The organism is Paenibacillus sp. JT22N15, assembly GCF_059383755.1.
Genome location: NZ_JBXENV010000009.1, coordinates 182,174 through 196,013, shown reverse-complemented (window position 1 = coordinate 196,013; position 13,840 = coordinate 182,174). Strand labels below are relative to the sequence as shown.

Genomic DNA, 13,840 nt, shown 5'->3' with positions numbered 1-13,840 from the left:
TCTTTTTTTGCTTTTCCCCCACACCTTCATTTCCTTAGTAGCCATGCGAATCGCAGTAATCCAGAAAGGCTTTCATGTTGTGCGACGCGATGAGCGGCACCACCTTCTCAATACGTTTCGGCGGCCAATCCCACCATTTGATACGCAGCAGCCTGGCAATGACGATATCGCTGAAGCGATAACGGATGAGGTTCGCCGGATTGCCACCTACGATCGCATAAGGCGGAACATCTCTCGTTACCGTCGCATTCATGCCAATGACCGCCCCATCGCCAATCGTAATGCCAGACATAATGGTCGCATGCGTGCAGATCCAAACGTCGTTGCCGATGACGACATCACCATTCGTTTGCGGATGGCCGGTAATGTGCAAATGCTTCGAAAGAAAGGAAGTAAACGGATACGTCGATACCCAATCCGTACGATGGTTCCCTCCGAGCATGACTGAAACGCCACCGGCAATACAGCAAAATTTGCCGACTGTCAGCTTCGTTCCCTCCCCCCAGGAGAAAACATTCGGTTCACCGACGGTGTATTCGCCAATTAGCGTATGCCCATCCTTTTGCTTTGCAGGGAATACCGTTCGCAGCAAGTCCATGTCCACTCTATCACTCCTTCCTACCATAAGGGTGAAACTTATAAAGACTTATATTTTAAAATAATATATTCAACAGCTTGCCTTTTTGCTTCCGCTCCTCTATAGAGTCAGGCTGGACTTCTAGCCCCGCCGCTTAGTATGATGGAGGAACAGGAAGCCTAGAGAGGAGCAGCTCACGATGACAATCCAGCCAGCAAGTCCGGTTCCCGGACTGCAAAATCTGCTGCTGCTTGACCGGATGAACGATTATTCGCAGACCGATCCGCTTTATCCCTTCGCCTTGGATGAGCTGCTGTGCCGCAGCACAGGGCAGGGCGGGCCAGCGATATGCCATATTTGGCGCCACGAGCGCGCCTTTATACTTGGCCTGCGCGACAGCAGGCTGCCGCTGGCGGGCGACGCCTCCCGCTGGCTTGAATCGCTCGGCTACAAGACGGCGGTGCGCAACTCTGGCGGCGCAGCAGTGCCGCTTGATCCGGGCGTCGTCAATATTTCGCTTATTTTGCCTAAGGCGAACACGCTCGACTTTCATTTTCATCAGGATTTTGAGCTGATGTACAGCCTCATTCGCTCCGCGCTTGCCGGGGCTGGCGTGCCAGTCGATAAAGGCGAAATCGCCGGGGCGTATTGTCCGGGCGATTTCGACCTCAGCATCGACGGCTTTAAGTTTTGCGGCATTGCGCAGCGCCGCCAGGCCCACGCCTATATCGTGCAGGCGTTCATCGTCGCCGAAGGCGCAGGACAGGAGCGGGCGGCGCTAGTCCGCTCCTTCTATGAGCGGGCAGCGGGCGATGCCGAGCCCGGCGCGCATCCGCTCGTAGAGAGCAGCAGCACGGCCAGCCTCGAAGAGCTGGTCGGCTTGGCGCAGGGCGGCGGCGCGGAGCGCTTCGCAGACGCCGTCAAGCAAATCATCCGCAGCGGTCAGACGGCGGATGGTCTTGCCGCAGCGGCGGCTAGGCTCCAGATGCCGTCGCCTCAGCAGATTGAAGCCATGGCGCAATCGCTGCGCGGACGCTATGCAACTACGCAGGCGTAGCACTTTTGGCTAGGCTAGGCTAGGTTAGACTAGACTAAGCAAGTTTAAAGCGCGTCCAAATATACAAAATGCCTCTTGCCCTGCTGCGAAGCAGCATAAGCAAGAGGCATTATTATTGTCAGGATGATCGCGGCGATCTGCGAAATATAAGATAAACAACCTCGGAGAATACGAGCCCGATAGCGATGGAGCCAGAAATCATGAAAGCCTGCATAGCTAGCTCGACAGCTATGACGTATTCCTCCTGCACAATGTGACGCATCGCATCATAGGCGATTTTGCCCGGCACAAGGGGAATAATGCCCGCCGCACTGAAAACGATGATTGGCGTGCGATAATGCTTCGCCATTATTTGGCTAATAATCGTCACTACACAAACAGCCAGCAGTGTCGCGGGAATCGTCCTCATATCCAGCATGCTGCACACGGTATATGCAAGCCACCCCGATGCGCCAACCAGACCGCACTGCACCAGGCGATGCTTCTGCACACCGAAGATCAGGCTGAAGGCCGCGCAGGCCACGAAGCTGACGGCAAGCTGTTCAAGCAGCTGTACAACCATCGTTTCTCCCTCCTTTTCAAGCTACGAATAAACGGACAGCACGAAAGCAATGCCAGCACCGATGGCAAAAGCAATGAGAAAAGCCTCCGCTCCCTTGGACAAGCCGGAAACCAGATGCCCCGCCATTAAGTCCCTTACCGCATTCGTAATATGAAGGCCGGGCACAAGCGGCATAATTGAGCCGATAATGATTTTATCCAAATTGTGCCCAAAGCCAAGCCATACCATCAGGACAGCCAGCGAACCGCTAATAACCGCCGACAAGAAGCTCGCGAAAAAAGTAATCGGCATAATGCGGTGCAGCGTCAGCAAGCACAAGAAGCCGATGCCGCTCGCAAGCGCCACCGGAAGAAAGTCGTTCCAGCTGCCGCGGAACATAATTAGGAAGCAGCCGCTTGCGATAGCGGCAACCAGCACCTTGAGCCACGCCGGATAATCATCCGCCGCCTGCTCAATATCCTGCAATTGCTTATAAGCTTCATGACGCTGAAGGTTCCCTTGGCAGATGCGCCTGGAAATATCATTGACGAGCGTCACCTTCTTCAAATTCGTCGAGCGTTCCGAAATCCGGACAAGCCTCGTCGACTGCGCAGCGCCATCCAGCGCAAAAATAATGCCCGTGGGCGTCACATAGCTATAAGCATTAGCCACGCCGTAAGCCCCGGCGATCCGCACCATCGTATCCTCAACCCGGTACGTTTCCCCGCCATTTTGCAAAATAATCTTGCCCGCCAGCAAGCAAATGCTCGCAATATCCTGACCATCATTGTTAGCGTAATCCATACGTAGCCAGCCTCCCTAGCTTCGCAGCCTCAACACTTCATAACAGGATGAGCGGCAAGCGTATGTCCGCCCGCAAGACCCATTCTGCCATTAATGCGAGGCCGTATGCTCTACAAAGTCCGGTTTCACCAGCGCATGCCGTTCCCACTTCCGGCTCTTCCACCGGAAATACATAATGACCGCGCGCAACCACTCATCCGTCGCAATAGCCAGCCAAATGCCCGCCAGTCCCATATCCAGATGAAAAACAAGATAATAACCGAGCGGCACGCTTATGCCAACCATCGTAACCATCCCGATCCAGAGCGGAAACTTCGCATCCCCGGAGGCCCGCAGCGAATTGACCAATATAATATTGATCGTTCGCCCCGTCTCCAGCACAATGCTGTACAGCAGGACGTTCGCCCCCAGCCGAATAATGTCGGCATCATCCGTGAACAAGCCCATTAGCCGCTCGCGGAACAGCAGCACGAACACCAGCATCACCATCGTCGCTCCGCTGGCCCACAGCACGCTTGCCAATACCTGTTTGTACGCAGCGTCGCTGCGTCCGCCGCCGACGTAGCGGCCTACCATTATTGCCGTACCCATGCCGACCGCCATCGCGAATAAATAGATTAGCACCGATATATTCGAGGCGTACTGCCGGGCCGACAAGGACGCATCACCGAGAAACGTCACATAATACAGAAAGACCATTTGGCAGCTCTGGTACATCACCTGTTCAAAAGCCGACGGAATGCCGATCTTTAATATTTTGCGAATAAATTCCTTCGACATTTTGAAAAAATATTGCAGCTTCACCTTAAATACCATAACCCGATTCATCAGCCAGAAAAACACCAGCATCGCCAGCAAGCGGCTGACAACCGTCGAAATAGCTGCTCCTTCCACCCCAAGCTCGGGAAAGCCGAACTTGCCAAAGATCAGCACGTAGTTGCCGACCAAATGTATAATGTTCATTCCCAATGATACCAGCATGGCTTCCTTCGTGAAGCCGTATACCCGAATAATTGCAGAAAGTGAATTAATAATCGCCTGTAAAAAAATAAAGCCGCCTACAATTCGCAAATAGCTTTGCGCATAGGCCAATACTTCCCCTTGCAGATGCAAGCCTTGCAGAATAACATTGCCGAACAACAAACAAGATAAGCTCATCAGCAAGCCCGCCAACAGATTAAGCGAAATCGCCAGCGCTGACAGCTGTGCAGCCTCAACCAGCTTCCGCGAGCCTATATATTGCGCGACAACAATCGAAGCGCCGTTGCCGATAACCTCCATAACAAGCAGCATAATGTGCAAATATTGATTGGATGCGCCTACGCCGGAAACGGCATTGTCGGACAGCTTGCTGAGCATGAATGTGTCCGCTGTTCCCATCATCATAAACAAAAATAATTCCAAAAATATCGGCCAAGTCAAGAAAAAGAGACTATTGTCCCGATCCCGCTTAACCCCCAGCTTAAATCCCAAGATGTCACCTTCTCCAGCTCATAATCCTAAGGTGAAACGGCTGTCGCCGTCCTTGACGGCGTGGCGCGTTTCATTCCGAGAAATATAGAGAAAGGATGAAAAAAAATCATATACTTTCCTATATTTCAAGCGTAAACGGCTGTCGCCATCCTCTGGCGGCAAAGCTAACGTTTCGCGATGAAATATAGAGAAAGGATGAAAAAATCATATACTTTCCTATATTTCTAAGAAACTCAAGGTATCTTAGCATACTTGACTGGCAAATGCACGAACTAAGGAGCTGCGTGGAAATTAGTATCCGCTTTTATTGACAAAATCTCCACGGTTTTAGGAGTTTTGTCAATAAATTAGCGGTACCTTATTTCGTCGCAGTCTCTAAAGCGGGTTTTATCGGCCTTTTGCCACCCAAGAAGGATGAAAGCGGTTTATGCTTAACATTACCATTCAAATCGCGTATCCTTAAAGGCAAAAAATGTGATACCATTCTAAATAGATTGTTTAGCAACCTGAGAGCGCTTCATTGCAGCAATACCTAATTACTAAGGAGCTGTGAGGAAATTAGCGGTACTTTATTTCGTCGCAGTCTCTAACCAACTGGAGCCATACAACTGATGAATATGACTATCTCCAATTATATTGTTATTGTAACGATTTCCAGCGTGCTCAGCGCCTTGCTTGCCATTTACGGATATTTAATAAAATCCAGCTTTGCCGGAATGAGAGCCTATATCTGGACCTCGATTTGCTCAGCTATCTACACCTTCGGCTTTGCTTTTGAATTGGCAAGCGATTCGTTAGCCGAAATTCGCTTCTGGATTGGCATAGAATATTTGGGACTGCCATTCATCTCCCCCGCTACGCTAGTGCTCATTCTGTACTTTACTGGAATGGATCGCTTCGTTACCCGTAAGATGCTAATCTGGCTCTTTACGATTCCCTTTATTACTTTATTGCTGGTCGTCACAAATGAATGGCATCATATGTTTTACCGTTCGATATTTCTCCGTCCCAATGAATCGGTTATTGTCGCCGATATCGTCTTTGGAGAATGGTATATTATTAATGGCAGCTTTACGTTCGGCTGTCTGGTCGTAAGTGCTTACCTGCTGCTGCGTCAATGGAATCACGCCAAGATGATTTACCGCAAGCAGCTTTTAATGATGGCAGCCGGCATTTTTATTCCCATGACTGCCTCCTTTATGTATTTGCTTGACCTTACGCCACACGGCATGGACATCGTGCCTCCGCTTATGTTTATCACGTCGATTTTGAACATTTGGGCGATTTTGACGTCAAATATTTTGAAGGCTGCGCCAATTGCCAGAGAACGTATTTTCGAAAGCATGCGCGACGGCGTTATTGTGCTGGATATGAGCGGGCGGATTGTAGATTATAATCGGTCGGCGTCGCAGATGATCGCATCGCTGAGGCCTACGGCGATTGGGACGGCATTCAAGGATATATGGCTGTTCCATACGGGACAAGCTGCTGATTTTATTCATTATGATGAGGAATTCAAGCATCATGAGCGGGAAGTAAGGTGGATTCAGCTGCATACGAGCCTGCCGTCGTTCTACCTTGTGCGCTCATCCCCTGTCCACAGCCGCAAAGGCGAGCTGATCGGGAGGACGATTGTCTTGATGGATATTACGGAGAAGGCGATTCTGCAAGAGAAGCTGAAGCAAATGGCTACTATAGATGGACTGACTGGCATATACAACCGCGCTTACTTTTTAGAGCAAGCCCGCTTGCTGCTTCATCAATCGCTGCTGAATCAACAGCCGTTTTCACTTATTTTGTTTGATATTGACCATTTTAAAACGATAAATGACCGCTTCGGCCATGACATTGGCGATTTAGCCCTTTGTCATGTCGTAGCGGTCTGTCAGGAACAGCTTAGCGATAGCGATTTATTCGGGCGGTACGGTGGAGAGGAATTTATTATTTGCCTTCCATCTGCTGCGCCCGAAGAAGCAGGGGAGCTCGCCGAGAAGCTGCGCCGGGCCCTTGCTGGCAGCCCGTTGCAGACACAAGCCGGCACCGTTCCATTGTCAGCAAGCTTCGGCGCAGCTGGCATAACAATTGCAGAGCATGCTGAACTGGACGAGATGATTCGCGAGGCTGATAAGGCGTTGTACCAATCCAAGCATATGGGACGCAATGCCGTTCATATTTTTAGCAAATGAGGGACATCACATGCAAATTACGATATTAGGCGCCACAGGACGCGTCGGGCGCGAAGTCATGCTGCGCGCCCTTGCAGATGGACATAGCGTCCATGCCTTGGTGCGTTCGATAGAGAAGCTTGAGCTTTCGCATCCGCAATTGAAAGCCATCGTTGGCGATGCCCGCGAAGAAGCTATGCTCAAGCAAGCTGTTGCAGGCAGCAGCTTAGTTATTAGCGCACTGGGCACGGACGGAGGAGATACGCTCTCCTCCTGCTTTCCGGGCCTTCTTGCCGTTATGGAGCAGCAAGCCATCCATCGTCTGGTGACGGTCGGAACGGCGGGTATTCTGGAGAGCCGCACCGAGCCTGGCCTGCTGCGCTATCAATCCAGCGAATCGAAACGCCGGTCTACACGGGCTGCCGAGGAGCATCATGCTGTACTGCGCCTGCTGGAGGCATCTGCCGAGCCATTAAATTGGACGCTCGTATGCCCAACTTATTTGCCGGATGGGCCTTATACTGGCGTTTATCGCAGCGAGCAGGACTATTTGCCTGAAGGCGGGCTGCAAATTACGGTAGGCGATACCGCCGACTTCACTTATAAGGAAGCGATTAGCGGAGCCTTCGCCCGCTGCAGAGTTGGCTTAGCCGAGTAGTTTTTTGATATCTTCTACGAGATCTTCCGGCTTATCATTCGGCCCAAACCGCTTGACCACTTTGCCATCCCGATCCACTAGAAACTTCGTAAAATTCCACTTGATCGCCTTCGAGCCCAGCACCCCGCGAGCCTCATTCGTCAGGTGCTGGAACAGCGGGTGTGCGCTGCTGCCGTTTACATCGATTTTGCCAAACAGCGGAAAGGATACCCCGTGGTTAAGCTCGCAAGCCTGCGCAATTTCCGCATCGCCCTCCAGCTCCTGATTCATAAACTGCCCGCTTGGAAATCCTAGAACTGCAAGCCCTTGCTCGCCATACGTATCCTGCAATTGCTGCAAGCCTTTGAATTGCGGTGCAAAGCCGCATTTGGTAGCTGTATTTACGATTAGCATCACTTTGCCTTTATAGGGAGCCAGCGTCTCCTGCGCACCTGTAATCTTCTTCACTTCGATATCATAAATGGACATCATAATAACCTCCTTCAAATTTAAAAAAACAACGGTCAGGCTGAAAATACAGCGATTGATTTTGATAAATTTAATTTTATACAATTTAATTTCAATTGTCAAATCAGTTTGCTGAAATTTGCTGCTGCGCACGCCGCATCTTCTTTTGACAGGTTCCGCAGGCAATGCTACAATGACTTAATTAATTGCACACAACTGATTGCTGCGCATAACCTTGGTCCGGAGGGAGAGACAACTAACATGAATGAAGATGAATGGATGAAGCTCGATAATCAAGTTTGCTTTTCCTTATATGCCTGCTCGCGGGAAATAACAAAGCTTTACCGTCCTGTACTAACGGAGCTTGGCTTAACGTATACGCAATATGTCACCCTGCTGTCCTTATGGGAACAGGACAAGGTGACGATGAAAGAGCTGGGCGCGAGACTGCTGCTCGACTCTGGTACGCTGACCCCGCTGCTTAAGAAGCTGGAAGGCATGAACCTTATTACCCGCATCCGCGATAAAGCCGACGAGCGCAATCTCGTTATTCAGTTGACGGACGATGGCCGCGAGCTTAAAAAACGGGTTGCCGACGTTCCGAAACGCGTTTATGGCGGCCTGGACATTACACCCGAGGAGCTTCATGCTATTCATAAGCAGGTACGAGACCTGCTTGGCAAAATAGAAGCTGCACAGCAGCCGATTTAACAGAGGGCAGCCGGCCCAGTTCACCCCAAAAAGGATAGAAGAGCAGATACCCTACTGCCTCTTCTATCCTTTTTTGTGTTTTTTCATATCGGCTGCCTATTGACGCATTGGTTGATCGCATGTATAGTTGGTTACATGAGTAACTAACCAGTTTGGTGGTGGACAATGTGAGCATAAGCATCGACGATAGCAGACCCATTTTCATGCAAATTGCCGAGCGCATCGAAGACGATATTATTCAAGGCCTGCTGCCGGAAGAGTCGCAGGTGCCTTCGAAAAATCAATTTGCAGCCTTTTACCAGATCAACCCCGCCACCGCAGCGAAAGGCGTCAATCAATTAGCGGATCAAGGCATTCTTTATAAGAAACGAGGGATTGGCATGTTTGTCGCAACAGGTTCCAGAGCGCTATTGATGGAAAAGCGGCGTGAGCAGTTTTTCGAGCAGTATGTGGTGACGATGATGCATGAGGCCGAGAAGCTGGGCATTACGCCGGAGCAGCTGTCAGATATGATCAGAAGAGGAGGAACCAAGCCATGAGTCCAATTGTCGAGCTGAAGCGGGTAACGAAAGCTTATGGAAATTTCAATGCCGTAAACGAAGTGAGCTTCGTGCTGGAGCCGGATAAAATATACGGTTTGCTCGGACGCAACGGCGCCGGGAAAACGACGATTATGCATATGCTGACTGCCCAGTTGTTCGCGACGAGCGGCGAGCTGACGGTCTTCGGCGAAGCCCCTTATGAAAACAACCGTGTACTGAGCCAAATTTGCTTCATTAAGGAGAGCCAGAAATACCCGGACAATTACAGCCTGCTCGATGTATTAGAGCTATCCGCCTCTTTGTTTCCAAACTGGGACCGCACCTTCGCTAATACATTAGTCGAGGAATTCCAGCTGCCCTTGAAGCGTAAAATCAAAAAAATGTCGCGCGGCATGCACTCCTCTGTCGGCATCATTGTCGGACTCGCGAGCCGCGCCCCGCTGACGATTTTTGACGAGCCCTATTTGGGACTCGACGCCGTGGCCCGAAATTTATTTTACGATCATCTGCTCACCGATTATGCCGAGCATCCCCGCACGGTCGTGCTGTCCTCCCATCTCATTGATGAGGTCAGCCAGCTGCTGGAGCATGTAATCGTCATCGACAAGGGCAGCATTCTGATTAACGAGGACGCCGAGCTGCTGCGGGGTCGCGCCTACACAGTGGCTGGCTCTGCATCTGAGGTTGAATCGTTTCTCATCGGCAAAACCGTTATTTCCCGCGAGCCCTTTGGCGCCTTGCTCTCTGCCACAGTAGACGGCACGCTCAGCTCAGGTGATCGCAAGCAGGCGACGGCGAGAGGGCTGGAGTTTGGCTCCGTATCTCTACAGCAGCTGATTATTCATCTGACGAATGGCAAAACCGAACGAAAGGCGGCTGATTGGTTATGAATCGCACATTAAGCGTGATCAAGCTGCATCGACGCGATCGATTTAGCTGGTTTTTCATTCCCCTCCTCATTCTCGGCTCCAGTTTTGTTGTGAATTTGCTCATTAGTTGGTTGATCTCCGATACGGAGAACATGTATACAGGCGGAATCTCATCTGTATTGGTCTATATATTCGTGCTGGGCATTATCGTCGTCGCACAGACCTTTCCATTTGCGATTAGCTTCAGCATTAGCCGCTTCAATTATTTTGCAGGTACCATCGTAATGGCTCTAATAATCAGCTTCGGCTCGGCACTCCTGCTGCTGCTTATGTCTATTATTGAAAATCAGCTTACGAACCACTGGTGGTCGGGCTTGTATTTTTTCTACCTGCCGTATTTGAGTGACGGAAATTTGCTCGTACAGCTGCTTACCCTTTTCCTGATCGCTCTGCATTTGTTTTTGTGGGGCTTTGCCTTAGGCAGCTTCTATCGCAAATTCAAGAAAACCGGCATGCTGATTTTGTTTCTTGCATCCGGTGTCGTACTCACCCTTAGCTCCTATATCATTACTCAAAATCATGGATGGCTCGATATTTGGGCGTGGCTCACCAAGCATACCGCACTTGGCCTCTCCCTGTGGCTCCTTCCTTTCATCCTGCTGAATGCTCTGCTATCCTTCCTTTTGCTTAGAAGATCAACGATATAAAAGCTTACTTGAAAGGGGCCGCTTCATCACTCCAGACAGCTGGTGCAAGCGGCTTTTTTCTTGTTCACGCTGCGCCCTTCTAAGCTATGTATTTCCCCCGACTCGTGCATATGCGGTATCGGTATCAAGTTATGCTGCTGTTGAATACATCAATAGTAAACGGCATAACGGCTATGCACTTCAGCAAAAGGGAGGCTGCTATCTATGGACGGGCATAGCGTGAGCGCAAGCTTCGAAGGATTCGAGCAGTTGGACGTGATGGAGGATGCATCTAGCGGGCTCAAAGCGATTATTGCCATTGATCAGACCAAGCTTGGTCCGGCACTGGGCGGCTGCAGAATGTGGACATACGCCTCTGAAGAGGCGGCGATCAGCGACGCTCTTCGGCTGGCGCGCGGCATGACGTACAAAGCGGCGCTTGCCGATATCCCCTACGGGGGAGGCAAAGCCGTCATTATCGGCAATTCTGCCACAGACAAAAGCAGCAAGCTGTTCCGCTCGCTCGGGCGTTTTATTGAGCGGCTTAACGGACGCTATATTACCGGCATGGATCTGGGCACAACTCCGGGCGACATGGATGAGATCGCAAAAGAAACAGGTTATGTGACCGATGTTACCGGCTCGCTGGGAGCAACGGGAAATTTCACAGCGGAAATGACCGCCTATGGCGTATATATCGCAATCCGTATATCGCTTAAGCAAAAATATGGCTCTGAGCAGCTGCAGCAGCGAACGGTCGCTGTACAAGGCCTTGGCAAGGTTGGCTACGCCTTATGCCGCTATTTGCATCAAGCAGGAGCTCGGCTTATTGTCGCTGATTTGAACGACGGGCTAGTCAAGCAGGCGGCCGCACAGTTCGGGGCCACAGCTGTTTCCGTCAACAGCATTCATAAACAAAGCTGCGATATTTTTTCGCCTTGCGCACTCGGCGGCATATTGACCGACGTGACTCTTCCGGAGCTGAAGTGCCCCATCATTGCGGGCGCCGCCAACAATCAGCTGGCGAATGCCAAGCATGATGCCGCCTTGCAGCAGGCTGGCATTTTGTATGCGCCGGACTATGCCATCAATGCGGGCGGCATTATTGTTACGGCGGCTGAACTTGACGGCAGCTCCGCTACCTATGCCCGCAGCCAGGTGGAGCGCATCAGCGACAGGCTGGCTCATATTTATGCGCTATCCAGCACGCTTCCGCCAGCGGCGGCAGCGGACGCCATTACGCGGAAACTGCTCGCGAAATAAAGCCGCGCACACGATTTAATGTCAGCCAGCATTCCGCCATGAACAGCCGTCTGGCGTCGTGTCAGCTTCGGCGGAATGCGGCGGCGATCGGCTGGCGCTCTCTTTTTTCCATAATCGCACGGAAACTGTGCTTGAATCCGATTAAGCCCCCAAACTAAGATGTCCAACAATTAGGAAACCATGAACAAGCTCCATTCGTATGAAATAGAGCTGCGGTTATTTAACCGCCCTACATAATTCACCCCATGCATCCAGCTATTTTTCTACAGCATCTTATGCCTGATTCCCTCGATGGGACAGGCACACTCTAAAGGAGGACTGAATTTATTTTGAAAAAGCATTTGGCATCTACGATCGTATTTTCCTTGCTGCTCATGGCTGCATTTCCCGCTATGACAGCTGCCGCAGAAACTCTCAAGCTGCTCGTTAATGGCAAAGTCATCACGACGTCTAACGACAACCAGCCTTACACGAGCAAAAACGCCGTCATGATTCCACTCCGAGGTGCAGCCGAAGGACTTGGCTTAAAGGTCAGCTACAATAAAGCGAGCAGCAACGTTCTGCTTGAAGGACAAGACCTCAAGGTCACGTTCAGCTCCGGCAGCTCCGAAGCACTAGTGAACGGGGAGAAGCGCACCTTCGACACCGCTTCGGTTCAGCGGCAAGGACGCCTTTATGTCCCGCTCGCTTTTTTCAGCAAGGCACTAGGATATCAGGCCGGCTATGACAGCACGAAGAAGGAGATCGCAATCGCAAGCCCCTTGTACGAAGCTGAAAGCTGGATTAATCGCGTCATCTCGCTGCTGAACAAAGGAGATTATCAGAAGCTGTCTGACGACTATTTCTCGAATAACCTAAAAGCACAAGTTTCTGTCGAGGCGCTAGGCAGCGTGTGGAAAAGCACGACTGCACAGGCTGACAGCTTCGTTCGTGCGGAGGAAATTGCCGCAGCCAGTGACGATAGCGGCATGACGATTATTACGGCAACCGCCGTTTTCAAAAAAACCAGCTTTAATTTCACCCTTTACGTTAATACAAAGAGCGGGCTGCTCGAAGGCATGCTGATTACGCCAAAGCCCATCGACAAAGAAGCTCCAGCTACGATTGTTGAAGAAGAGGTTACCGTTGGCGAGGGTACTCCTTATGCGCTCGGCGGAACGTTGACTCTTCCGAAAAATGCCACTGGCCCGCTGACAGCGGTCGTATTGGTCCAAGGCTCGGGCGCATCCGATCGCGATGAGACGGTAAGCGGCTATACGCCATTTCGCGACATCGCTTGGGGACTAGCTGAGCAAGGAATTGCCGTGCTGCGCTATGATAAACGCACATTTGTTTACGGCAGCAGCATGACGACAGAAGCTTTTATGAAAATGACGGTGAAGGAAGAAACCATTGATGACGCCATTGTCGCAGCCAAGCTGCTAAAGGCGGATAAACGGATTGACGCCTCCAAAGTGTATGTAATTGGACATAGCCTTGGCGGCATGCTTGCCCCGCGCATTGATGCAGAAGGCGGCGACTTTGCCGGGCTCGTGCTGCTTGCGGGCTCGCCACGCTCGCTGTGGGAAATCGTCTATGACCAGAACCAAGCTTTTATCGCTGCCATGGATGATAAAGATCCCGCCAAAGCGGCAAATGCTCAGCTTATAGAAGCCGAATACAAGAAGGCGCAAGCGCTAGGTACGTTGACCGATGCGCAGGCGCAGGCGACGACGGTTTTCTCCCTGCCCGCCTATTACTTTAAGGAAATGGACAATCATCCCGCGAGCGGATATGCCGCAAAACTGACGAAACCAGTGCTTGTCCTGCAGGGCAAGGATGATTTCCAAGTATTTGCGAATAAAGACTATGTGCTGTGGGAGGAGCTGTTCAAAGGGAAATCGAATGCTTCCTTCAAGCTGTACCCAGGCCTTAACCACTTTTTCGTCGATTACAGCGGTGAAGGAGAAGGCACGTTAGCCGAATACAACCATCCAGGCAGCTTTGCTGAACCCGTCATTTCCGATATCGCCAAATGGCTGAAACAGCACGCTTAGCACTTATTATT

General features: G+C 51.1%; 14 protein-coding genes. 9 read left to right on the top strand and 5 right to left on the bottom strand.

What is annotated here, in order from left to right:
• Positions 1–34: 34 nt before the first annotated feature.
• Positions 35–598, bottom strand: coding sequence for a CatB-related O-acetyltransferase (locus AC50X8_RS19180; RefSeq protein WP_494881100.1), 564 nt, complete (start codon positions 596–598; stop codon positions 35–37).
• 178 nt (positions 599–776) lie between these two features.
• Between AC50X8_RS19180 and AC50X8_RS19175 the strand changes: the two genes are divergently transcribed.
• Positions 777–1,634: a lipoate--protein ligase family protein gene (locus tag AC50X8_RS19175; RefSeq protein WP_056036515.1), complete on the top strand. Its 858-nt coding sequence runs from the start codon at positions 777–779 to the stop codon at positions 1,632–1,634.
• Between the two features lie 118 nt (positions 1,635–1,752).
• Here AC50X8_RS19175 and AC50X8_RS19170 read toward each other — a convergent pair whose 3' ends face one another.
• From AC50X8_RS19170 to AC50X8_RS19160, 3 genes are all read right to left on the bottom strand, one after another.
• A complete protein-coding gene (locus tag AC50X8_RS19170) occupies positions 1,753–2,196 on the bottom strand; it encodes a threonine/serine exporter family protein (RefSeq protein ID WP_056036513.1) in 444 nt (147 codons plus the stop codon).
• 21 nt (positions 2,197–2,217) lie between these two features.
• Positions 2,218–2,979, bottom strand: a complete 762-nt coding sequence (locus AC50X8_RS19165; RefSeq protein ID WP_056036511.1) for a threonine/serine exporter family protein — start codon at positions 2,977–2,979, stop codon at positions 2,218–2,220.
• Positions 2,980–3,069: 90 nt separating this feature from the next.
• Positions 3,070–4,452, bottom strand: a complete 1,383-nt coding sequence (locus AC50X8_RS19160; RefSeq protein ID WP_235533184.1) for an MATE family efflux transporter — start codon at positions 4,450–4,452, stop codon at positions 3,070–3,072.
• A gap of 611 nt (positions 4,453–5,063) precedes the next feature.
• Here AC50X8_RS19160 and AC50X8_RS19155 point away from each other — a divergent pair.
• Positions 5,064–6,638 carry a histidine kinase N-terminal 7TM domain-containing diguanylate cyclase gene (locus AC50X8_RS19155; RefSeq protein ID WP_056036507.1) on the top strand — a complete coding sequence of 525 codons (1,575 nt, stop codon included), beginning with the start codon at positions 5,064–5,066 and terminating at the stop codon, positions 6,636–6,638.
• 10 nt (positions 6,639–6,648) lie between these two features.
• The gene (locus AC50X8_RS19150; RefSeq protein WP_494880933.1) at positions 6,649–7,275 is read left to right on the top strand and encodes an NAD(P)-dependent oxidoreductase; all 627 of its coding nucleotides are present in this window, start codon (positions 6,649–6,651) and stop codon (positions 7,273–7,275) included.
• Here AC50X8_RS19150 and AC50X8_RS19145 read toward each other — a convergent pair.
• Entirely contained in the window at positions 7,264–7,743 is a 480-nt protein-coding gene (locus tag AC50X8_RS19145) for a glutathione peroxidase (RefSeq protein ID WP_056037050.1), read from the bottom strand. The genes AC50X8_RS19150 and AC50X8_RS19145 overlap by 12 nt on opposite strands.
• A 240-nt stretch (positions 7,744–7,983) precedes the next feature.
• Here AC50X8_RS19145 and AC50X8_RS19140 point away from each other — a divergent pair, with 240 nt between their 5' ends.
• The 6 genes from AC50X8_RS19140 to AC50X8_RS19115 all read left to right on the top strand — a co-directional run bounded on the left by AC50X8_RS19140 (position 7,984) and on the right by AC50X8_RS19115 (position 13,829).
• Positions 7,984–8,433 (top strand): MarR family winged helix-turn-helix transcriptional regulator, encoded by a 450-nt coding sequence (locus tag AC50X8_RS19140; protein WP_056036504.1) that lies wholly within the window; start codon positions 7,984–7,986, stop codon positions 8,431–8,433.
• Positions 8,434–8,600: 167 nt separating this feature from the next.
• Positions 8,601–8,972, top strand: a complete 372-nt coding sequence (locus AC50X8_RS19135; RefSeq protein ID WP_056036502.1) for a GntR family transcriptional regulator — start codon at positions 8,601–8,603, stop codon at positions 8,970–8,972.
• Positions 8,969–9,865, top strand: coding sequence for an ABC transporter ATP-binding protein (locus AC50X8_RS19130; RefSeq protein ID WP_056036500.1), 897 nt, complete (start codon positions 8,969–8,971; stop codon positions 9,863–9,865). The genes AC50X8_RS19135 and AC50X8_RS19130 overlap by 4 nt, the downstream gene beginning before the upstream one ends.
• Positions 9,862–10,551: a hypothetical protein gene (locus AC50X8_RS19125; RefSeq protein WP_056036498.1), complete on the top strand. Its 690-nt coding sequence runs from the start codon at positions 9,862–9,864 to the stop codon at positions 10,549–10,551. The genes AC50X8_RS19130 and AC50X8_RS19125 overlap by 4 nt, the downstream gene beginning before the upstream one ends.
• 204 nt (positions 10,552–10,755) lie before the next feature.
• Complete coding sequence (locus AC50X8_RS19120; RefSeq protein ID WP_056036495.1) at positions 10,756–11,793, top strand: Leu/Phe/Val dehydrogenase; 1,038 nt, start codon at positions 10,756–10,758, stop codon at positions 11,791–11,793.
• 329 nt (positions 11,794–12,122) lie between these two features.
• Positions 12,123–13,829, top strand: coding sequence for an alpha/beta fold hydrolase (locus AC50X8_RS19115; protein ID WP_081418844.1), 1,707 nt, complete (start codon positions 12,123–12,125; stop codon positions 13,827–13,829).
• Positions 13,830–13,840: the final 11 nt, after the last annotated feature.